Genomic DNA, 20,794 nt, shown 5'->3' with positions numbered 1-20,794 from the left:
CCGGCGACACCACCCCCCAGGTCATCACTTCGACAGAGGGGACACAGTCATACCGGGCCCGGAGGCCAGCGGCCCCATTGCAGGACCGCGAAAAAGATAACGGGGGAAACCCTCACCCCTCAGCCTCCAGCGCCGCATCCAACCGCGCCCGAGCCCCCTCCAGCCACCGCCGGCACACCTTCGCCAGCGCCTCCCCCCGCTCCCACAGCGCCAGTGACTCCTCCAGAGTCGTACCCCCGGCCTCCAGCCGCCGTACGACGTCGATCAGCTCGTCCCGCGCCTGCTCGTACCCGAGCGACTCGGACGACGCCGACGCCCCGGACGGCCCGGAGCCGGACATCCCGGAGCCGGACGCCCCGGAGCCGGACATCCCGGAGCCGGGCGCCCCAGAGCCGGATGCCCCGGAGCCCGACGGGTCAGAGCCCCCCGCGCTCACCCCCGCCGAGTCCGCGCCACCCTCGTCGCCCCCACCCGTTCCCACCTTCGCTGCCATACCCGTCACCCTACGCATCCGTCCCGACGACAACCGTGAACTCCCCCTCGGCCACCCTGGCCCGCAACTCCTCGCCCCCGGCGACCTCCTCCGGGGCCCGCACCACCGCCCCGTCCGCTCGCTGGAGCACCGCGTACCCCCGTTCCAGCGTCGCCGCGGGCGAGAGCGCGACCACGCGCGCGCGGGTGTGGGCGAGCTCGGAGTCGGCGCGGTCCAGGAGGTGGCCGAGGACCCGGCGAGAGCGGTGGACCAGCGCGTCCACCTCGTCCGCCCGGTCGTCCACCATCCGGTGCGGCCGCTCCATCCAGGGGCGGCCGAGCATCCCGGCCAGCCCCCGCTCCTCCCGGTCGACGAGGCCGACGACATGCCGGCGCGCCCGGTCCCGCAGCATCCGGACCCGGTCCAGCTCCTCCCCGACGTCGGGGACGACCTTCTTCGCCGCATCCGTCGGCGTCGACGCCCGCAGATCCGCGACCAGGTCGAGCAGCGGCGAGTCCGGCTCGTGCCCGATCGCCGACACCACCGGCGTACGGCACTCGGCCACCGTCCGCACCAGCTGCTCGTCGGAGAACGGCAGCAGATCCTCCACGCTGCCCCCGCCCCGCGCCACGATGATCACGTCGACCTCCGCGAGCCCGTCCAGCTCCTTCACCGCCCGGACGACCTGCGGCACCGCGTGCACCCCCTGCACCGCCACGTTGCGCACCTCGAAGCGCACCGCGGGCCAGCGCCGCCGCGCGTTCTCCAGCACGTCCCGCTCGGCCGCCGAGGCGCGGCCGACCACCAGCCCGACGAGCTGCGGCAGGAACGGCAGCGGCCGCTTGCGGTCGAGCGCGAACAGCCCCTCCGCCGCGAGCGACTTCTTCAACTGCTCAAGCCGGGCGAGCAGTTCCCCGATGCCGACCGGCCGTATCTCGGCGGCGCGCAGCGACAGCTGCCCCCGCGGCGCGTACCACTCCGGCTTCGCGTGCACCACGACGCGCGCGCCCTCGGCGACGACGTCCGCGACCGCGTCGAACACCTGCCGGTAGCAGGTGACCGACACCGAGATGTCGTGCGACGGGTCACGCAGCGTCAGGAACACCACCCCCGCGCCCGGCCGCCGCGAGAGCTGGGTGATCTGCCCCTCGACCCACACCGCCCCCAGCCGGTCGATCCAGCCGCCGATGAGCCGCGACACCTCACCGACCGGCAGCGGCGCCTGAGCACTCGTATTCAGACCCATGTACGCAGGCTAACGGCCCCCACTGACACCGCCCCCGAACGCGCCGCCGCCCGCGCCCCGCACGACAGGACCGGGCTCGCCCCGCCCCGCTCGCTACCCCACCCGCCCAAACCGCTCCGCCCCCTGGACCATCAGCACTCCCACCCCCAGCACCAGCCAGACCAGCCCGACCACCTGCGCCGTGCGCGTCGCCTCCCACATCACCGCCACGATCACCGCCGCGCCGAGCAGCGGCAGCACCACATGCGTCAGCCAGTTCGGCGCGCCCTCACGGCGCCGTACCGCGTACCAGCCGATCACCGACGCGTGCAGCAGCAGAAACGCCGTCAGCGCGCCCATGTCGACCACCGAGACCAGGTGGTCCATGCCGTCGTCGCGGCGCGCCGCCCAGACCGCCGCCACCAGCGTCACCACGGCCGCCACCAGCAGCGCCGCGCGCGGAACGCCCGAGTCCGTACGCGACAGGACCTTCGGCAGCCGCCGCTCGCGCGCCATCGCGAAGACCAGCCGCCCCGCCGCGGCCTGCCCGGCCAGCGCCGCGAACGCCGCCCCGATCGCCTTGCTCACCGCCACCAGATCGTGCAGCCAGGTGCCCACGGACGCCTCGACGGTGTCGTAGAAAGCCGAGCCCTGCCTGGCGGGCTCGGCCGCCAGCGCGGCGGACGAGGCCGGTTCGAGGAGCGCCGCCAGATACGTCTGCGCCACGAACAGCACGCCCGCCAGCGCCAGACACAACAGCACCGCGCGCGCGACCTTCCCCGAACCCCCGGTCACCTCCTCCGCGAAGGAGGCGATCGCGTCGAAGCCCAGATACGAGAGCACCGCCACCGACACCGCGCTGAGCACCGCCGTCAACGAGAAGCCGGCGTCCCCTGCCAGCGGCGACAGCCAGTCGCGCTGCGCCCCGTCCCGTACGAGCACGACCACCGCCGCGACCACGAACACCAGCAGCACGGCGATCTCCATGGCGAGCACCGCGAACCCGACGCGCGCGGCCGCCCGTACGCCCCAGAGGTTGAGCGCCGTGGTGATCACCACGGCCAGCGCCGTCCACACCCACCGGGAGACCTCCGGGACCAGCGAGTTCATCGCGATCCCGGAGAAGAGGTACGCGACGGCCGGGATCAGCAGATAGTCGAGCATCGCCATCCAGCCCGCGATGAACCCGGCGCCCTCGCCGAGCCCCACGCGCGCGTAGGCGAAGACCGACCCCGCCTGCGGGGCGACGCGCACCATCTGGGCGTAGCTGAATGCGGTGAATCCCATGGCGACCGTTGACACGACGTAGACGAGCGCCACGGCGCCCTGCGACTTCGCGTCGAGCGTGCCGAAGATGCCGACGGGCGCCATCGGGGCGATGAAGAGCAGCCCGTACACGACAAGGTCACGGAAGCCCAGGCTGCGCCGCAGCCCGCCGTCCCGCGGCACCCGCCGCCCGCCCGCGCCGCCCTCCCGGCTCTCCTCGCTCTGCGCACCCATGCGGCCAGTGTCGTCGGCCGGACGATCCTTGGCCCGCCGGGCAGGGCGGGGGTGTCGGACCCCGGCCGTACCATGGAGCGCATGACTGCAACGCCTGCCCGCCGTGTCCTGCTCGCAGCACCCCGTGGCTACTGCGCGGGTGTGGACCGCGCCGTGATCGCCGTCGAGAAGGCCCTGGAGCAGTACGGGTCACCGATCTACGTACGGCACGAGATCGTCCACAACAAGTACGTGGTGCAGACCCTGGAGAAGAAGGGCGCGATCTTCGTCGACGAGACGGCGGAGGTCCCCGAGGGCTCGATCGTCATGTTCTCGGCGCACGGCGTGGCGCCGACCGTGCACGCGGAGGCGGCCGAGCGGAAGCTCGCCACCATCGACGCGACCTGCCCCCTGGTCACCAAGGTGCACAAGGAGGCCGTCCGGTTCGCCAACGAGGACTACGACATCCTTCTGATCGGCCACGAGGGCCACGAGGAGGTCATCGGCACCTCCGGCGAGGCCCCCGAGCACATCACGCTGGTCGACGGCCCCGAGGACGTCGCCAACGTCGAGGTCCGCGACGAGTCGAAGGTCGTCTGGCTCTCCCAGACGACGCTCTCGGTCGACGAGACCATGGAGACGGTGGACGCGCTCAAGCAGAAGTTCCCGCTCCTCGTCTCCCCGCCGAGCGACGACATCTGTTACGCGACGCAGAACCGCCAGATCGCGGTGAAGCGGATGGGCGCGGACGCCGACCTGGTCATCGTCGTCGGCTCCAAGAACTCCTCGAACTCGGTCCGCCTGGTCGAGGTCGCCCTCGGCGCGGGCGCGCGCGACGCCCACCTGGTGGACTTCGCCGACGAGATCGACGAGGCGTGGCTGGAGGGCGTGACCACGGTCGGCCTGACGTCCGGCGCGTCCGTCCCCGAGGTCCTGGTCGAGGGCGTCCTGGAGTGGCTCGCCCAGCGCGGCTTCGAGGACGTCGAGATCGTCAAGGCGGCGGAGGAGTCGATCACGTTCTCGCTGCCGAAGGAGCTGCGCCGCGATCTGCGCGCCGAGGCGGCACAGCTGTCGGGCGGGTCCGCGAAGTAACGCCGAATATCGCCGGCCCCCTGGTCACAGGCGTTCTGTGGGTGACTGTCAGTGCCCACCCGTAACGTGGTGTCCATGAACGTGTTCGGAGTGGACATCGGCGGGTCCGGGATCAAGGGTGCTCCCGTGGACCTGGAGCGCGGCGACCTGACCCAGGAGCGGTTCAAGGTCCTGACACCGCACCCCGCGACGCCGGAGGCGGTGGCGGGGGGCGTCGCGGAGGTGGTCGGCCAGTTCGGCTGGTCGGGCCCGGTCGGCATCACCTTCCCGGGTGTCGTCACGGGCAACACGATCCGCACGGCGGCGAACGTGGACAAGACCTGGATAGGCGTGGACGGCGCGCGGCTGCTTGCCGACCGCCTGGGCGGCGCGCCGGTGACGGTGATGAACGACGCGGACGCGGCGGGCGTGGCCGAGATGAGCTTCGGCGCGGGCCGGGGCCGCAAGGGCACGGTGATCCTGCTGACGTTCGGCACGGGCATCGGCAGCGCGCTCTTCCTCGACGGCCGCCTCGTCCCCAACACCGAGCTGGGCCACCTGGAGCTGCACGGCCACGACGCGGAGAAGCGCGCGTCGACCAAGGTCAAGGAGGACGAGGACCTGAGCTGGCCCCACTGGGCCCACCGCGTCCAGAAGTACCTGGCGCACGTCGAGATGCTCTTCTCCCCGGAGCTGTTCATCATCGGCGGCGGCGTGAGCCGCAAGGCGGAGAAGTTCCTGCCGCTGATCGAGGGGATCAGGGCGGAGATAGTCCCGGCGGAGCTGCAGAACAACGCGGGGATCGTGGGGGCGGCGATGACGGCGGGGATGGGGTAGGGCAACGACCGCCGGGAGCGGGGCGGCCGGGCGGCCAGGCCGCCGGGCCGCCGGGCCGGCCGTTGCGGGCGGGGCGCGCGGGCATGGCTGAGCGGTGGGGGCGTCGGGGAGTTCCGGCCTCGGGGGTGTGCAGGCCGGGGCGCGTCCGCGTTTCGGCGGTTGCACAGGTGCGCCGACGCTCCGTTGGCTGGCTGGCTGGCTGGGCTAGGGCCGGTGCCCGGCTACGGCAGCTGGTCGGCTACGGGCCGGTGCCCGGGCTAGCGCGGCTGGTCGGCTACGGGCCGGTCCCTGGCTACGGCAGCGGCTCGACTACCGCCGGTCCCTGGCTACGGCAGCGGCTCGGCTACCGCCGGTTCCTGGCTACGGCAGCGGCTCGGCTACCGCCGGTTCCTGGCTACGGCAGCTTCTCGGCTACCGCCGGTTCCTGGCTACGGCAGCTTCTCGGCTACCGCCGGGGCCCGGCGGGCCGTGCTCGGCGCCGTCCCATCAGCCGCAGCTTCCGTACGCTCGCGATCAGCCCTGCCACCAGCGTGCCGCCGTACAGCCAGCCGGCGTGCAGGGCGAGGGCGGTGACCACGGCCATGGCCTGCCCACCGAAGCCGCCGGAGCCGCCCGAGATGGGCACGATCCCGAAGGCGAAGGCGATCGGGACGCTGATGGGCGCGCTGACGAGGTCGGCGGGGCGTACCCACAGCGCGGTGACGGCGCTCACCGGCAGGAACAGCACGCCGTACACGGCGGGCGAGCCGTCGAAGATCAGCCAGTCCAGACACCCGAGCAGGAACATGACGGCGGCCGCGAAGAGGCCGCCGCCGAGCCCGGTGAGCCGGGGCTCGGGGAGCCGGCGCAGGGCCAGGACGAACGGAGGGGCGGGCCGGGCCGCCACCCGGTACACGGCGGCGGCCTCCCCGGCGGGGGCCTGCGGCCCGAGCGGCGGCAGCCCGGAGGCACGGCCGGGCGCGCGCCCGGCAGGGCCCTCGGCGGTGCGTGCTGCTCGCTGTCCGTGCTGCGGGGTGTGCGTCCTGTATTGCTCCACCCCACCAACGTAGGTCGCAACAGGGGAGGAACCACCCGTGGGACACGCCCTTTGGGTGAGCTTGGCGTTGCGTTCGACGCGAAACCGCCCCTGGAGGCGGTATGGAGGGGCCGGGGCCCGACCCGGTGAGGGCCGTCGCCGACGGCCCGACACGCCCGTAAACTGGTGAGTCGGCCCCCATCCGCGGGGGCGTCGGCCCCCGGCCCGGGGGCGGACGGACCATCACCCTCGTACCGGGAAGTCGCCACGTGTCGCTCACGATCGGAATCGTCGGTCTGCCGAATGTCGGCAAGTCGACCCTGTTCAACGCCCTGACCAAGAACGACGTGCTGGCGGCCAACTACCCGTTCGCCACCATCGAGCCGAACGTGGGCGTCGTCGGCGTCCCCGACGCGCGCCTCCACAAGCTGGCCGAGGTCTTCAGCTCGCAGCGCGTGCTCCCCGCCACGGTCGACTTCGTCGACATCGCGGGCATCGTGCGCGGCGCCAGCGAGGGCGAGGGCCTGGGCAACAAGTTCCTGGCCAACATCCGCGAGTCGGACGCGATCTGCCAGGTCATCCGCGCCTTCAAGGACGAGAACGTCGTCCACGTCGACGGCAAGGTGTCCCCGAAGGACGACATCGAGACGATCAACACCGAGCTGATCCTCGCGGACCTCCAGACGATCGAGAAGGTCCTGCCGCGCCTCCAGAAGGAGTCCCGGATCAAGAAGGACGTCGCTCCCAAGGTGGCGGCGGTCGAGGCGGCCAAGGAGATCCTGGAGAAGGGCGACACGCTGTTCTCGCAGGGCATCGTCCAGGGCACGGAGAAGTCGGAGCTGCTGCATGACCTGCACCTGCTGACGACGAAGCCGTTCCTCTACGTCTTCAACGTCGACGAGGACGAGCTCACCGACGACGCCTTCAAGGCCGAGCAGAGCGCGCTGGTCGCCCCCGCCGAGGCGATCTTCCTCAACGCCAAGCTGGAGCAGGACCTCGCCGAGCTCGACGAGGCGGACGCCCTTGAGCTCCTCCAGTCCGTAGGCGCCGAGGAGCCCGGCCTGGCCACCCTCGCCCGCGTCGGCTTCAACACCCTCGGCCTCCAGACGTACCTGACGGCCGGCCCCAAGGAAGCCCGCGCCTGGACCATCAAGAAGGGCGCCACGGCCCCCGAGGCGGCCGGTGTCATCCACACCGACTTCCAGAAGGGCTTCATCAAGGCGGAGGTCATCTCCTTCCACGACCTCATCGAAACAGGTTCGGTCGCCGAGGCCCGCGCGAAGGGGAAGGCTCGGATGGAGGGCAAGGAGTATGTGATGCAGGACGGGGATGTTGTGGAGTTCCGGTTCAACGTGTAGCGGCTGACTCATCACCACGTCACTGATCTGGCAAACATGCAGGTCAGAAGGGGCTCGGCTCTTCGGGGTCGGGCCCTTTGTTTTTTCCCGTGCTGGGATGGTGCTGGGATAGCTGACCCTCGTCACCTGTCGTCAGCCCTGGCCATCCGTACCGTGCTGGGGCGGTGCTGGGATGGGATGGAACGCCCGTGCTGGGTTTCGGGCGTTGCGCTGCCCGATGCGAGGGGTGGCGGCAGAGGCTCCGTCCACACGCCTTCTTCACGACTCCGGGGATCCGGGGATCCGGGCAGATCGTGGCGCTTTTCCTACTCGTTTGACACACTCGGGGGTATGGGTGAGACGACGTACAGCATCGGGGAAGGGCCGGCGACGCGGGTGAGCCTGTCGCTGCCCGAAGGGACCGCGGAGGCGATCCGGGCGCGGGTGGGCAAGCGGGAGTTCTCCGCGTTCATCGCTGAGGCGGTCGAGCGTGAGCTGCGCGGGCAGGTCCTCGACGAGTATTTGGCGGACTACGAGAACCGCAAGGGGCCGGTCTCCGAGCAGGCTCGTCAGCGGGCACGGCAGGTCTTCGACGAGGTGTTCGCCGAGGAGGGCGAGTGGCCCGCCGCAAGCTGAGTCACGTGGGGACGCTGGTCCTCGACAGTGAGGGGCTCTCGAAGCTGCTCGCCGACGACGAGCAGGTGGTGGCTCTGGTCGCTGAGGCGCGCTCGCGCGGCATGGAGGTCGTGATCTGCGCGCTCACCATCATCGAGGCCGTGCATGCCCGTACGAACAAGGCGCGACTGAACTGGCTGCTCTCGGGGCTGCGCGTGGTTCTGGTGGGTGACGAGGAGGCGAGGGCGGCCTCGAAGCTGCTGGTGGATGCCGGCCTGCACGGGCACAAGTACGCCATCGATGCGGCGGTCGCCGAGGCGGCACTGCGACAGCATCGCCCCGTGGTCATGCTGACTTCCGATATCGACGACATGGTCAAGCTCTGCGGCGATCGGGTCCGGCTCGTGGCGGTGTGATTTCCCCTGGTCCGCGGCGCGAAAGGGCAGTGCCCGATAAGGCGAGGCGAGTTCCAGGGGCGAGGTTGCAGATCGTCGGCTCAGTAAGCGCGGGGGCCGAAAGGGCTCCAGTGGCCGAGGATCAACGGGCGAGGAACTCGACCGCGAGGGGGGCGAACTGCTGGTGGTGCTGGAAGATGCCGCCGTGACCGGAGTCGGGGTAGATGATCAGCTCGCTGTCCTTGATGCGTCGGTGCAGGTCCTCGGAGAGGACCGAGGGCACCATGCGGTCGTTGTCGCCGTTGGCGATGAGGGTGGGCTGGGCGAGCTGCGACAGGTCGTCGGGGGTGGAGCGCCCCCATTCCTTGATCGCCTTCAGCTGCGTCTGGAACGCCTTGACCTTGATCTTCGCATCGCGGTCGGCAGTGCGCTCCTGGAGCCGGTTGACGAACGCGCGCGCCGCGGACTTGCCGGTGGTGTTGCGGTTGAAGAACAGGAATTCCTTGGGGTCCGACCGGGTCAGGGTGGCGCGCAGCATGTCCCAGTACGTGGTGCCGGCGACCTTGTCGATGTCCTTGCCGCCCTTGGGCCCGGTGCCGGTGAGGACGAGTTTGCGGACGAGCTCGGGGTGCTTCACCACCAGGGCCTGGGCGATGAAGCCACCGAGGGAGAAGGAGAAGACGTCGATCTTGTCGAAGCCGAGCGCCGTGATGAAGGTGTAGGCGTCATCAGCCATCGCCTCGATGCTGTCCGGCACCTGGCCCGTGGAGGCCCCGACACCGCGCTGATCGAAGGCGATGACGTGACGGCCCTTCGCGATGGGGTCGATGATGCGCGGGTCCCAGTTGTCCAGGGTCGCGGCGAGGTGCACGAAGAACACAACAGGCACGCCGCCCTTGGGCCCCAGCTCGCGGTAGGCGTAGGTGACGCCGCCGGCGGTGACGGTGCGGGACGGGGCATGGGCGTACGAGGTGATAGCGGCTTCGTTCGGGGTGCCGGTGCTGCTCATGATGGTTTCTCCTGGTGTGTTTCTGGTCGCCCGCCGCGGGTGGCGGCGGGTCAGCTGGGGCTGATGACGACGGCGGCCCCGCCGAAGCCGGGCGCCTTGCCCGCGACCGGGCGCACGACGTCCTGCTCGACGCGGGTGGTGATCTGGCGGAGCCGGTCGATGCCGGCGCGCCCGCCCTACGTCATCGAGACGACGACCTTGCCGGCCTTCACCCGGCCCTTCTCGACGTACTCCATGGCTTGAAGGGTTTCGTCGAACGGGAAGACACCGTCGACGACGGGGCGGATCTTCCCGGCGTCAATGAGGGGGGTGAGTTCGCGCAGTTGGTCGCCGCTGGCCTTCATGAACAGGAACGAGTACGTCACGCCGAGGCGCTTGGCCTGGCGTCGGGTCTTGGAACTGAGCACGGTCATGGCCAGGCGGAGGACCGGGTTCACGCCGAGTTCACGGGCGAAGGCGGGGTCGGGCGGGCCCGCCACGCTGATGGCCATGCCGCCGGGCTTGAGAACACGCAAGGACCTGGCCAGGTTGTCGCCGCCGAGGCTGTCCAGGACGACGTCGTAGCCGTCGAGGATCTCCTCGAAGTCCTGCGTGCGGTAGTCGACGACGACGTCCGCGCCGAGGTCCTTGACCAGGTCGACCTTGGCGGTGCTCACGGTGGTGGCCACGTGCGCGCCCAGCGCCTTGGCCAGCTGGACGGCGATGGAACCGAGGCCGCCGGATCCCGCGTGGACGAGGACCTTCTGGCCCGGTCGCACGCGTGCCCGCTCGACCAGTGCCTGCCATGCGGTCAGGGCGACCAGGGGGAGGGAGGCGGCCTCGGCCATGGTGAGGGTGGCCGGTTTGGGTGCCAGGTCGTTCTGGTGGACAGCGAGGCGTTCGGCGAAGGTGCCGATGCGGTCCTTGTCGGGCCGTGCGTAGACCTCGTCGCCCACCGCGAAGCGGGTGACGGACGGGCCGACCCGGACGACTTTTCCTGCGAGGTCGTTGCCCAGGACGAGCGGGAGACGGTAGGGCAGGAACGACTTGAAGGCCCCGTCGCGGAGCTTGATGTCCAGCGGGTTGACGCTCGCCGCCCGGATCTCGACCAGGACGTCCTCGGCGCCCACCTGCGGGTCGAGCACCTCGGCGGCGCGCATCCCGGCCGGGCCGCCGTACTTCTCGACCAGGAAAGCCTTCATCGTCGTCTCCGTTCCGATTCCCGGCCGTGGGAGGACGGGGTCTTCGTTCGTCCCGGGCTTCTCCCAGTACGAGATAGTTTGTGGCGTTTTCTTGGCTGCAGCGTGGGGCGCCGCTCCCTCAGCCGCGTTGGCCCTTCAGGCCACCGGCGCGACCGGGCCACCGGCGCGACCGGGTCGTCGACGCGGCCGGCGCCGCCGCCCTGGAGGCGGTCCAGGGAGGCGGCAATCCCCTCGTGGGGCATGCCGAGCGGCACCGCGCTGACCTCGGCCAGGCGGGTGTACTGCTCGTCGGTCAGCTGGACGTCGACGGCGCCGAGGTAGCTGTCGAGCTGGGCGAGGCTGCGTGGGCCGATGATCGGGACTGGTAGCCGTCCGCGCTGTCGAGGAAGGTGCCGCCCGCCTCGGCGAACCGGTCGATCATGCGGCGTGCCTCGTCCGGCTCGGCGCCGGCACCCCAGCCGGTGCCGAAGTTCGCCGTGCCGAGCGCGTACTCGGACACGCGCAGGCCGGTCCGGTGTCCGAAGGTCGTGTAACGCATCAGGGGTACGCATCAGGGGTCCTTACGTAACGGGATCAGGGAGGAGCTGTGCTGCGGCGGAGCCGGGAGGCTCAGGCCGCGTTCGGCTGAGGCGTGACGGCCAGGCTCTGCTTGACTTGACGGGTGAGCTCGTCGGCGACGATCTCGGGCAGGCCCGTCTCGATGCCGTACAGGGCCTGGGCCGCGACGTCGGAAGCGGCGGTCTTCTGGTCGGCGGGGATGCCGGCGGCCATGTCGGTGTCCATGTAGCCGACGTGCAGCCCAGAGACGGCGATGCCGCGGGGCGCCAACTCGTCGCGGGTCGCGCCGGTCAGTGCCCAGGCAGCGGCCTTGGACGCGGCGTAGGAGCCGAGTCCTGCCGGGTGCAGCCAGGACAGGACGGACAGGACGTTGAGTACGGCGCCGCCGCCGTTGCCCTCGATGACGGGGGCGAAGGCGCGGGTCGCGGCGAGCGGGCCGTAGAAGTTGGTCTCCATCTCCCGGCGCACCTCATCGGTGTCGCCTCCGATCAGCGTCGCGCCGGTGGAGATGCCCGCGTTGTTGATCAGCAGGGTCGCATCCGACGCGATGCGGGCGGCCTCCCGTATCGATACCTCGTCCGTCACGTCGAGGCGCAGCGGGATGACACCCGGCACGTCGGCCGTCTCAGGGCGGCGGGCCGCCGCGTATACCTTCGCGCCGCGCTCCACCAGCTGGGCGGCGAGGTGTCGCCCGAGGCCCCGGTTGGCCCCGGTGACGACCGCGACCGCGTTCTTCAGTTCCATGCCCGCTCCTCGTCTACGGCGGGTGCCGTCGGGTCACCCGCACGATTTAGATTATGCAACCAATCTAAACACGGGTCTACGATAGATGCCAGTCGACATCCAAACGGGAGGGTGATCATGGGCCGCGTATCGCAGGCGCAGGCGGAGGAGAACCGCAGGCGGGTGGTGGACACCGCCTCGCGGCTGTTCCGGGAGCAGGGAACTCAGGTGAGCGTCGCCGACCTGATGAAGGCGGCGGGCCTGACCCACGGCGCCTTCTACAAGCAGTTCGCTTCCAAGGAAGCGCTCGTCGACGAGGCCACCGCCCACGCCTTCGATGAGCTCGCCCGGGGTCACGCCGCAGGGCTCGCGCGGTACGAAGGGCAGCGCGACGCCGTCCAGCGGGCGCTGATCGACGCCTACCTCTCCGTCGAACACCGCGACGACCCGGCGGACGGCTGCCCGGTCGCCGCGCTCGCCACGGACATCGCACGCGAAGGCGGGGGTCGTGAGGCCCGTCGTGTCTACACCGAGGGGGTGGCCGACTTCGCCGACTTCCTCGGCGGTGACGACCAGGACGGCATCGTCCGCCTCTGCACCCTGTTGGGTGCGCTGGTCCTGTCCCGGGCCACCAAGGGCTCCCCGCTCTCGGAGGAGATCCTTGCCGCCGCGCACGCAGCCTTGATCAGGGGCGCGGCGGTCGAGTAGGCGATGCGGGTGATCCAGCGAACACGGGGCCGAGCTGACACTATCTGCGGCACCTGGCCCTGTGCTCACTGTGGAGCGTGCCGGATTGGTTCGGCGTCGTCTGCGATGCGCAGGATCTGCTGTGCTCTCGGAGGAAGTCGCGCCCGCGGGGCGTTGGCGCGAGGGGGCGGGTGTCCCGGTCGATGATCCGGAAGCCGGCCCCGTGCTCGATCGCGCGGATGCGCTGGGCGAGGGTGGTGCTCCTGCCGCCGTAGAAGCTGTCCGCGGCCGCGGGAATGCTGTCGTGGCCGGCGACCTGGACGGTGGTGCGCAGCCGGTCCAGGGCTTCGCGGCCGTCGGTGACAGCTTGCATCGCCGGTGAGAGCTGCGGGGGGAGATCAAGGTGGCCGAGGCCGTTGTAGCCGCCCGGAGGGTGGATGGTGATGCCGCATCGGTGAGCTTTCTGCGACAGGCCCCAGGCGCTCATGCCGCATTCGCGTGCCAGTTCCCTCAAAAGGCGCCGCTTGGGAGGCGGGCCAGGACTTCTTGCTGCCTGGCCCTCCGAGTCGGTGTAGAGGACGGGGCGGGGTCCGTCCGGGACGGCTGGGCCGCAGAGGTAGTGGGTGCCGCCCGCGTCGCAGCCGGCCACCGGCTCCACCGCGAGGCCGTTGGGCAGGGCGATCGGCTCGATCGGGTCGGTGCGGGCGAGGTCGAACTCGCCGTCGCACGCCAGGTAGGAGGCGGCCTCGGGATGCGCGGCGACCCTGCGGAGCAGGGCGGCGTCCGAGAGCGCGGCGGGTTGAGGGCTGCGGTGACGGCCGGAGTGCGGGAGTGACCGGCGGTCTCGTTGTCGACCTTCAGGTGCGACGAGGCGGAGTCAGCCCGTTCAGGTCCAGGTCGATCTCGAACGGGACGGGGCGCTTCAAGGTCGTGCGGAAGATGCCGGCGGGGGCGTAGGTGCTGGTCGGTTCGTCGAGTTCGTAGACGTGGACGACCGGTGCGCCGCCCTCGTCCTCGACGCGCCAGTAGTGCGGGATGCCCGCCTGTGCGTACTTGTGCAGCTTTACCGTGCGGTCCCGGTGCGCGGACTCGGGGGAGACGACCTCGACGACGAGTTGCACGTCCTCGGGGGCGTACCAGGTGCGGTCGGGGTCGAATGAGGCGGTCGTCAGGATCAGATCCGGTTCGGGGCGGTTGCGGGCGTCGAGCCGGATCGTCATTTCCCGCTCGACTTCGAAACCGTCGGCGGCCTGAGCCATGAGCGCCACTGTGAGGCCAGTGACGACGCGGCCGTGCCACGACCGTTGTGGGGACATCATGAAGACGAGCGCTCCATCGATCAGCTCGGTGTGGCGGGGTGCCTCCGGGAGGCTGTCCAGGTCCTCCGCGAACCAGCCTTCCGCGCGTGGCGGGCGCATCCAGTCGGGCAGTGCGGTCATGGCTTCACGGTAGCGGCTTCGGACGACGAGGGCGGGGGCTCGGCCAGGTGATAGCGGCGCGGGGGCGCCAGCCACCGGCTGTGATCGAATTCCCCACGTGACCGAATTCGCCATACCCTCGCACCCCCTCCGCATCGCCACCGCCCAGGCCCCCGTCGCCCCCGGTGACGTCGTCGCCAACGCCGCCACCGTCGCCCGGCTCGTTCGGGCCGCCGGGGACGGTGGGGCGCGGGTCGTCGTGTTCGCCGAGAAGTTCCTCACCGGGTACGAGCCCGAGCTCATCCGGGCCGATCCCGGGCGGTGTGCAGTGAACGGGGTCGGGGATCCTCGGCTCGCTCCCGTCGTCGCCGCCTGTCGGGAGAGCGGTGTGGTCGCGGTCGTGGGGGCCGCGGTGTACGACGGCGGGGAGCTGTTCGTATCCGCGCTGGTCGTCGACGGGGCCGGGGTCCGTGCGCGGTACGACAAGCAGGTGCTCTTCAAGGCCGAGCGCGCGGTGTACCGGCCCGGCTCCGCCGGTTTCACCCTCGAAGTGGAGGAGTGGCGGCTCGGCCTGGGGATCTGTTACGACTCCGGCTTCCCCGAGCACGCGCGGGCCGCGGCGCTGGACGGCTGCCACGCGTACGTGGTGGGCGCGCTGTTCGGCGTCGGCAGCGGGTACCACGAGTCGCGCGTCTGGTTCCCCGCGCGGGCCCTCGACAACACGGTGTACGCGGTGCTCGCCAACCACGTCGGGCGGACGGGGGAGTGGGAGACCTGCGGGAGCAGTGCGGTGTGGGGGCCGGACGGGCGCGTTGTCGCCGAGGCCGGGCCAGACGGTGAGGAGATCGTCTTCGCCGACCTGACCCCGGACGCCCTGCACGCCGCCCGCGAGGCCGAGCCGATGCTTCGGGATCTGAGGGAGTTGGGGGAGTGGAGGGAGTTGGGGGACGCCGGGGGTGCGGGGGGTGCCGGCGTGGCGCCTCGGCGTGCCGTACGGGCTGCGGCCGCGGCGGCGTCCGCTCGGTAGCCCGCCGCGGCGACGCCCGCTCGGTAACCCGCCGCGGCGGCGTCCGCTGCGTACCCCGCGACGGGCGGCGCCCGCTGCGTACCCCGCGACGGGCGGCGCCCGCTCCGCACCCCGCCCCGGCCCCCCCGCGCCCCCTACCCCGCCACCCCCGTCTTCAGCCCCGCCCCGCACAACGGCACCACCGCCTCGCGCCCCCCGAGCGCTTCCGGGGACGCCGTGACCGCCGCCCAGCACGCCACCCCGGTCGACTCCACGAACAGGCCGCGTCCGGCCAGGTCCAGCTGGGCCGCGCGGATCTGGTCCTCCGTCACCGTCAGGAACGTGCCGCCCGATTCGCGCACCGCCCGCAGGATCTGGCGGGCCCGGGGCGGGCGCGGGATCGCGATCCCCTCGGCCAGCGTCTCGGCTGAGGCCACCTCCGCCACCTGTGCCACCTCCTCCGTCCCCGCCCGGAACGCCCCCGCCAGCGGCGAAACCGCCTCCGCCTGGACCGCGACCAGGGCGGGGCGCTCGGGGATCAGGCCGTGCGCGTACAGCTCGGCCGTGGCGAGGGCCGCGCCGAGCAGCAGGGTGCCGTTGCCGACCGGGACGACGATCGCGCCGGGGAGCCTGCCGCCCAGTTCCTCCCACAGCTCGTAGACGTACGTCTTGGTGCCGTGCAGGAAGTACGGGTTGAAGACGTGCGAGGCGTAGAACGTCCCGGGGGTGTCGGCGGCCGTCCGGGCGGCGCGGGCTGTGGCCTCGCGGTCGCCGGGGACGCGTACGACCCGGGCGCCGTGCGCCCCGATCTGCTCGACCTTCTTCGGCGACGTGGCTTCGGGCACGTACACCGTGCACGGCAGACCGGCCCGGGCCAGATACGCGGCGACCGACGTGCCCGCGTTGCCGCTGCTGTCCGCGATCACGCGCTCGGGCGCCAGGCGCCGGGCCAGCTCGGCGAGCATCACCGCGCCCCGGTCCTTGAAGGACAGCGTCGGCATCAGGAAGTCCAGCTTGGCCGTGACCGTGTCGGTGAGCGGCACCAGCGGCGTGCGCCCCTCGCCCAGCGTGACCGGCGGCGGGCCGTCGAGCGGCAGGGCCTCCGCGTACCGCCACAGCGAACCGACGCGCCCCGTAAGCGACTTCAGCTCCACGGCCCCGGCGGCGAAGTCCAGGTCCCACGGGCCCCCGCAGGCCGGGCAGCACCAAGGGGCGGCGGCCTCGACGGGGACCCGGGTGCCGTCCTGGGGGCAGCGGTACGCCGCCGCCGCGCGCGCGTCGGCATGCCCGGAGAGCCCGGGGTGAGGTGCGTTCGTGTGTGTCATACAGCGACCCTAGGGCCAGGGCTTGCGCCGCACCCCGGGCGGCCGGCGGAGGGGTGTCGTCCGCTTCACTGTCAGCCCCCCGCCGCCTCCCGCGCACGGAGTGCCCGCGCCGCACCCTGGACGGCCGACGGAAGGGCACCGTCCGCTTCGCCGCCGGCCCCGCCCGTCGGCTCCCCTATACGGAGTGCCCGCTGTACGGAGTGTCCGCCCCGCACCCCGAACGCTCGACGGAAGGGCGCCGTCCGCCTCGGCCGTCAGCCCCCCCACCGCCCCCGCGCACGAAGTGCCCGCCCCGCCCCCCGAACGCCCGACGGAAGGGCACCGTCCGCTTCGGCCGCCGGTCCCCACCGCCTCCCGCGTACGATTCGCGCAGCAGTTCGCTGACCTCGACGAGGAGCCCTCACCCGTGGACATACCGCCGCCGCCCGCGCCCGAGCCGCCGTCGCAGCCGGGTCAGGGCCACGGCCCCGGCTGGCCGCCGCCCCCGCCCGGACCCCACCCCGGGCCGCAGCAGCCCTGGTACCCGTACCCGGCGGCGTATCCGCAGCCGTATCCCCCTCTCCAGGCGGCCAGGACCAGTGGGCTCGCCATCGCCTCGCTGGTCACCGGCATCGTCTGCTGTGTGCCGCCGCTCGGTCTGGTCCTGGGCGTCCTCGCCCTGCGGCGGATCCGGAAGCAGGGGCAGCGCGGCAAGGGCATGGCGATCACCGGTGTGGTGCTCTCCGCGATCAGTACGGTCCTGGCGGTCGTCCTCGTCGTCACCGGCGCCGTGAGCGCCTTCTGGGACGGGTTCCGGGACGGCATCGACGACGCCAGGAGCACGCGCAGCACCATGGACCTGCGCAAGGGCGACTGCTTCAACGTCCCCGGCGGCGAGCTGGAGCGCGAGGTCGTGAACGTGACCATCGTGTCGTGCGCCAAGCCGCACGACGGCGAGGTCTCCGGCTCCTTCAAGGTGGAGGGCTCCTCCTTCCCCGGCGACAAGGCGATCACCGCGCTCGCCGACCGCAAGTGCTGGGCCGTCGAGCAGGAGTACGCGATGGACAGCTGGGCGCTGCCGGTGGAGGCGGAGTCGTACTACTACACGCCCAGCACCCGCAGCTGGCGGCTCGGCGACCACTCGGTGACCTGCTCCTTCGCCACCAGCAGCGGCAAGCTCACGGGCTCGGTGCGCAACGACGCCCGCCGCCTCGACGCCGACCAGATGACCTATCTGCGCGCCTCCAACGCGTATGACCGGGTGATCGCCGCCGGCCCCGACCAGGACCGCGTCGAGGACGACCTGCCCGCCTTCAAGAAGTGGGCCGGGCAGGTCGCTCAGGTGCTGGACCAGGAGAGCGCCCGGCTGCGCGAGCGCGCCTGGCCCGCCGCCGCGGACGCGCAGGTGCGCGCCCGCGCCCAGGAGGCCGAGCTGGCGGGCAAGGAGTGGGCGAAGGCGGCCGGGGCCGCGAACGCCGACACGTTCTACCTCCACTCGGGCGCGGCGGACCGCGCCCTGCGGCAGGCCACGGAGGTCGCCGCGCGCCGCGCGCTGCACCTGGCCACCACACCGCCCGCCACCGACTCCGGGGGCAGCAGCGGCGGTTCGGGCAGCGCCGACGGCGGTACGGACAGTGGCGGCACCGACAGCGGCGGCACCGAGGACGGGCCGGGCTCCGGAAGGGAGGCCGGAGCCGGAAGCGGAAGCGACGGTTCCAAGGCGGTCTGACACGGGTAGTCCTACCCGCGGTACCCCCTGGGCATGGGCAGGTCATCACTTCGAGTGAAACTTTGGCCTTGGCTTGCGGTGCACAACCCACGGTTGCCACGCTGTTGCAGTCTGTCAACCTGATGGGAGTGGCCAGTGACTTTCGGTGAGCAGCCGGCTTATCTGCGCGTAGCCAGCGATCTCCGGCAGAAGATCGTCAGTGGTTCACTGCCACCGCACACCCGCCTCCCCTCACAGGCCCGCATCCGCGAGGAGTACGGGGTCTCCGACACGGTCGCCCTGGAGGCCCGCAAGGTCCTGATGGCCGAGGGTCTGGTCGAGGGCCGCTCCGGGTCGGGTACGTACGTGAGGGAGCGCCCCGTCCCGCGCCGCGTGGCCCGGTCCGGGTTCCGCCCGGCCAGGGGGGCCAGCCCGTTCCGCCAGGAGCAGGCCGAGGACGGCACCCGGGGCACCTGGGAGTCGAACAGCGAGCAGGAGGGGGCGTCCGCCGAGATCGCCAAGCGGCTCGGCATCGCCCCCGGGGACCGCGTGATGCGCACCCGGTACGTGTACCGGGACGCGGGCGAGCAGATGATGCTCTCCACCTCCTGGGAGCCCCTCGCGGTGACCGGGCGCACCCCGGTGATGCTGCCCGAGGAGGGGCCGCTCGGCGGGTGCGGTGTCGTCGAGCGGATGGCCGCGATCGACGTGGTCGTGGACAACGTGGTGGAGGAGGTCGGCGCGCGCCCGGGGCTGGCGGAGGAGCTCATGGCGCTCGGCGGGGTCCCGGGCCATGTGGTGCTCGTCATCGAGCGGACGTATTACGCGTCGGGGCGCGCGGTGGAGACGGCCGACGTCGTCGTCCCCGCCGACCGGTACCGGATCGCGTACCACCTGCCGGTGAAGTAGCGCTTGCCGCCCACTGCCTGTCGGTGAGGTGGCGGTGGCCGTGGTGGCGACGGCGGTGGCGGTGGTGGGCTGACTCGGCGTCAACTCCCGTGACGGGGGCGCACTCCCAGGGGTGCGCCCCCGTTCTCTTGCCCTTGTGTGGCCGGATCCGTATCTCTTTGTGTAAATACGGATCCGCTGAGTGAAGGTCAGGCGTACGCTCGGGCATATGCGGAATGCGGTTTCCTGGGGATCTTCACCGACCTGCACGCCGACAGCGGGAGGGGCGCGATGAACGACGGTGGCGTGGTGCTTTCCTGGCAGGTCATACGCCAGGACGACAACGGCAACCGCTACCGCGTGGGCAGGTACGCCACCCGGGCCGAGGCCCAGAAGATCGTCGACAGCCTCGATGACCGGGGGCACCGCCAGTTGTACTGGGTCGAGCGGATCGCCCAGCCGGCGCAGTAGCGGGCCGCGGCGACGTGCCGCCCGGCGGGCGCGGGCGGGAGGCCCGGGCCGGGCGACGGCCCGCCGGGCCGGGCCGCGCCGGACGCGGGTTACGCTCCGGCGCATGGACGTTCGTGTGGTGGTGGCCGGAGCCGTGTTCGACCGGGGCAGGCTGCTCGCCGCGCGCCGCAGCGCCCCGCCCGAGCTGGCCGGGCGCTGGGAGCTGCCCGGCGGCAAGGTGGAGCCGGGCGAGCACCCCGAGGCCGCCCTGGTCCGCGAGCTGCGCGAGGAACTGGGCGTGGAGGCCGAGCCGCTGGAGCGGATTCCGGGGGAGTGGCCGCTGAAGCCGGGCCTGGTGCTGTGGGTGTGGACCGCTCGGCTGGCCTCCGGCCGGCCCCGGCCCCTGGAGGACCACGACGCCCTGCGCTGGCTCGCCCCCGACGAGACGGACGAGGTCGACTGGCTGCCGCAGGACCGGCCGGCGGTGGAGGAAGCGGCACGGATGCTGGCGGCGGACCTCCGGGAGGCGGGCACCCGGGAGCCGGACCTCCGGGAGCCGGACATCCAGGCGGCCCGGGAGGCCCGGGAGGGCGCGCCGGGTCGCTGAGCATCCGGCCCGGGAGGCGATGCGGCGGGCCGGCGAGCATCGCGGCCCGGGAGGGCGCGTCGGGTCCTGAACGTCCGGCCCGCGAGGGGTGCGGCGGCCCGCCGAGCATCGGCCCGGGAGGGCGCGGCGGGGGTGCCGAGCGTCCGGCCCGCGACGGGTGCGGCGGCCCGCCGGGGCCACCGGGCATCCGCACCCGGAAGACCCCGCCGGGCCGCCGCGCGCCCCTCTCTCCCCGTACGCCCCTGCCGCGCCCCTGCGCCGTTCGTGCCACCATGCGCCCCATCAAGGGATAGCTGACCCAAAATATCGGGTATGTGCCTATTAATCCTTCTAAACCCCCCGAAGAGTCGGATGCGGGTGAGCGGCGTGATCGACACCTCCGGCGGCTGCGCCGAGTGGACTTTCCCGGCGGAGGCCAACGCGGTGCGCACCGCGCGCCACGCCGTCCGGGACACGCTGCGTGGCTGGGAGCTGGACCCTGCCGCCAGCGACGTGGCGGTGCTGCTGGTCAGTGAACTCGTGACCAATTCCCTGCGGTACGCGTCGGGGCCCATCGGGGTGCGGATGGCCCGCCCCCACCCCGGCGCCCTGCTGGTGGAGGTCTCCGACCCGCTGCCGGAGGAGCCCGTCGAACGGGACGCCGGACCGGACGACGAAGGGGGCCGGGGCCTTCAGTTGGTGGCTTGTTCTGCACGGCGCTGGGGGACCCGGCGCGGCAGGACGGGCAAGACCGTGTGGTTCGAGCTGGCCCTGCCGGGTTAGAAGGAGGGAGGGACGAACGATCACAACCCGTTCGGACGGCGAGGTCG

At 72.1% G+C, this 20,794-nt stretch carries 23 protein-coding genes; 12 read left to right on the top strand and 11 right to left on the bottom strand.

The features are described 5' to 3' along the window. Positions 1–112: 112 nt before the first annotated feature. From AB0G17_RS28185 to AB0G17_RS28175, 3 genes are all read right to left on the bottom strand, one after another. Entirely contained in the window at positions 113–340 is a 228-nt protein-coding gene (locus tag AB0G17_RS28185; RefSeq protein WP_361388706.1) for an exodeoxyribonuclease VII small subunit, read from the bottom strand. Positions 341–503: 163 nt separating this feature from the next. Continuing rightward, complete coding sequence (gene xseA, locus AB0G17_RS28180) at positions 504–1,718, bottom strand: exodeoxyribonuclease VII large subunit (protein WP_361388685.1); 1,215 nt, start codon at positions 1,716–1,718, stop codon at positions 504–506. A gap of 93 nt (positions 1,719–1,811) precedes the next feature. Next, on the bottom strand, positions 1,812–3,197 hold the full coding sequence (locus AB0G17_RS28175) for an APC family permease (RefSeq protein ID WP_361388682.1): 1,386 nt from the start codon (positions 3,195–3,197) through the stop codon (positions 1,812–1,814). A gap of 81 nt (positions 3,198–3,278) precedes the next feature. On the opposite strand from AB0G17_RS28175, the gene AB0G17_RS28170 reads away from it, so the two are divergent. Then, complete coding sequence (locus AB0G17_RS28170; RefSeq protein WP_361388679.1) at positions 3,279–4,268, top strand: 4-hydroxy-3-methylbut-2-enyl diphosphate reductase; 990 nt, start codon at positions 3,279–3,281, stop codon at positions 4,266–4,268. 75 nt (positions 4,269–4,343) lie between these two features. Beyond that, positions 4,344–5,084 carry a polyphosphate--glucose phosphotransferase gene (gene ppgK, locus AB0G17_RS28165; RefSeq protein WP_361388676.1) on the top strand — a complete coding sequence of 247 codons (741 nt, stop codon included), beginning with the start codon at positions 4,344–4,346 and terminating at the stop codon, positions 5,082–5,084. A 445-nt stretch (positions 5,085–5,529) separates the two neighbouring features. Here ppgK and AB0G17_RS28160 read toward each other — a convergent pair whose 3' ends face one another. Continuing rightward, a complete protein-coding gene (locus AB0G17_RS28160) occupies positions 5,530–5,979 on the bottom strand; it encodes a DUF6542 domain-containing protein (RefSeq protein ID WP_361388703.1) in 450 nt (149 codons plus the stop codon). 389 nt (positions 5,980–6,368) lie between these two features. Here AB0G17_RS28160 and ychF point away from each other — a divergent pair, with 389 nt between their 5' ends. The 3 genes from ychF (at position 6,369) to AB0G17_RS28145 (ending at position 8,467) form a co-directional block, all read left to right on the top strand. Further along, on the top strand, positions 6,369–7,457 hold the full coding sequence (gene ychF / locus AB0G17_RS28155; RefSeq protein ID WP_361388673.1) for a redox-regulated ATPase YchF: 1,089 nt from the start codon (positions 6,369–6,371) through the stop codon (positions 7,455–7,457). A gap of 330 nt (positions 7,458–7,787) precedes the next feature. Further along, positions 7,788–8,072 (top strand): hypothetical protein, encoded by a 285-nt coding sequence (locus AB0G17_RS28150; RefSeq protein ID WP_361388670.1) that lies wholly within the window; start codon positions 7,788–7,790, stop codon positions 8,070–8,072. Next, a complete protein-coding gene (locus AB0G17_RS28145; RefSeq protein WP_361388668.1) occupies positions 8,054–8,467 on the top strand; it encodes a DNA-binding protein in 414 nt (137 codons plus the stop codon). The genes AB0G17_RS28150 and AB0G17_RS28145 overlap by 19 nt, the downstream gene beginning before the upstream one ends. 121 nt (positions 8,468–8,588) lie before the next feature. On the opposite strand, the gene AB0G17_RS28140 is transcribed toward AB0G17_RS28145, so the two are convergent. The 4 genes from AB0G17_RS28140 to AB0G17_RS28125 form a co-directional block, all read right to left on the bottom strand. Next, on the bottom strand, positions 8,589–9,455 hold the full coding sequence (locus AB0G17_RS28140) for an alpha/beta hydrolase (protein ID WP_361388665.1): 867 nt from the start codon (positions 9,453–9,455) through the stop codon (positions 8,589–8,591). A 176-nt stretch (positions 9,456–9,631) separates the two neighbouring features. After that, positions 9,632–10,636, bottom strand: a complete 1,005-nt coding sequence (locus AB0G17_RS28135) for an NADP-dependent oxidoreductase (RefSeq protein WP_361388662.1) — start codon at positions 10,634–10,636, stop codon at positions 9,632–9,634. 292 nt (positions 10,637–10,928) lie between these two features. Next, entirely contained in the window at positions 10,929–11,174 is a 246-nt protein-coding gene (locus tag AB0G17_RS28130) for an aldo/keto reductase (protein WP_361388659.1), read from the bottom strand. A gap of 71 nt (positions 11,175–11,245) precedes the next feature. Next, a complete protein-coding gene (locus AB0G17_RS28125) occupies positions 11,246–11,938 on the bottom strand; it encodes an SDR family oxidoreductase (protein WP_361388656.1) in 693 nt (230 codons plus the stop codon). A gap of 117 nt (positions 11,939–12,055) precedes the next feature. On the opposite strand from AB0G17_RS28125, the gene AB0G17_RS28120 reads away from it, so the two are divergent. Next, positions 12,056–12,625 carry a TetR family transcriptional regulator gene (locus AB0G17_RS28120; RefSeq protein ID WP_361388653.1) on the top strand — a complete coding sequence of 190 codons (570 nt, stop codon included), beginning with the start codon at positions 12,056–12,058 and terminating at the stop codon, positions 12,623–12,625. Positions 12,626–12,665: 40 nt separating this feature from the next. Here AB0G17_RS28120 and AB0G17_RS28115 read toward each other — a convergent pair whose 3' ends face one another. Both AB0G17_RS28115 and AB0G17_RS28110 read right to left on the bottom strand, forming a co-directional pair. Further along, positions 12,666–13,091 carry a LysR family transcriptional regulator gene (locus AB0G17_RS28115; protein WP_361388650.1) on the bottom strand — a complete coding sequence of 142 codons (426 nt, stop codon included), beginning with the start codon at positions 13,089–13,091 and terminating at the stop codon, positions 12,666–12,668. Positions 13,092–13,461: 370 nt separating this feature from the next. Further along, positions 13,462–14,043, bottom strand: a complete 582-nt coding sequence (locus AB0G17_RS28110) for a Uma2 family endonuclease (RefSeq protein ID WP_361388647.1) — start codon at positions 14,041–14,043, stop codon at positions 13,462–13,464. A 97-nt stretch (positions 14,044–14,140) separates the two neighbouring features. Here AB0G17_RS28110 and AB0G17_RS28105 point away from each other — a divergent pair, with 97 nt between their 5' ends. Further along, positions 14,141–15,049 (top strand): carbon-nitrogen hydrolase family protein, encoded by a 909-nt coding sequence (locus AB0G17_RS28105; protein ID WP_361388644.1) that lies wholly within the window; start codon positions 14,141–14,143, stop codon positions 15,047–15,049. Positions 15,050–15,183: 134 nt separating this feature from the next. Here the strand turns inward: AB0G17_RS28105 and AB0G17_RS28100 are convergent, their stop codons facing one another. After that, positions 15,184–16,353, bottom strand: coding sequence for a pyridoxal-phosphate dependent enzyme (locus AB0G17_RS28100; protein ID WP_361388641.1), 1,170 nt, complete (start codon positions 16,351–16,353; stop codon positions 15,184–15,186). Between the two features lie 406 nt (positions 16,354–16,759). On the opposite strand from AB0G17_RS28100, the gene AB0G17_RS28095 reads away from it, so the two are divergent. The 5 genes from AB0G17_RS28095 to AB0G17_RS28075 all read left to right on the top strand — a co-directional run bounded on the left by AB0G17_RS28095 (position 16,760) and on the right by AB0G17_RS28075 (position 20,747). Further along, complete coding sequence (locus AB0G17_RS28095; protein WP_361388638.1) at positions 16,760–18,061, top strand: DUF4190 domain-containing protein; 1,302 nt, start codon at positions 16,760–16,762, stop codon at positions 18,059–18,061. 135 nt (positions 18,062–18,196) lie between these two features. Beyond that, positions 18,197–18,949 (top strand): GntR family transcriptional regulator, encoded by a 753-nt coding sequence (locus AB0G17_RS28090; protein WP_361388635.1) that lies wholly within the window; start codon positions 18,197–18,199, stop codon positions 18,947–18,949. Between the two features lie 270 nt (positions 18,950–19,219). Next, the gene (locus AB0G17_RS28085) at positions 19,220–19,399 is read left to right on the top strand and encodes an SPOR domain-containing protein (protein WP_361388632.1); all 180 of its coding nucleotides are present in this window, start codon (positions 19,220–19,222) and stop codon (positions 19,397–19,399) included. Positions 19,400–19,502: 103 nt separating this feature from the next. Continuing rightward, positions 19,503–19,985 (top strand): (deoxy)nucleoside triphosphate pyrophosphohydrolase, encoded by a 483-nt coding sequence (locus AB0G17_RS28080; protein WP_361388629.1) that lies wholly within the window; start codon positions 19,503–19,505, stop codon positions 19,983–19,985. 357 nt (positions 19,986–20,342) lie between these two features. Next, complete coding sequence (locus tag AB0G17_RS28075; protein ID WP_361388626.1) at positions 20,343–20,747, top strand: ATP-binding protein; 405 nt, start codon at positions 20,343–20,345, stop codon at positions 20,745–20,747. The last annotated feature ends 47 nt before the right edge of the window (positions 20,748–20,794 follow it).

The sequence above is a fragment of the Streptomyces sp. NPDC023838 genome (assembly GCF_040639555.1).
In the GTDB taxonomy this organism is placed as follows: domain Bacteria; phylum Actinomycetota; class Actinomycetes; order Streptomycetales; family Streptomycetaceae; genus Streptomyces.
Note: the sequence above shows the minus strand (reverse complement) of the source record. Positions and strands in the feature narration are given on the sequence as shown.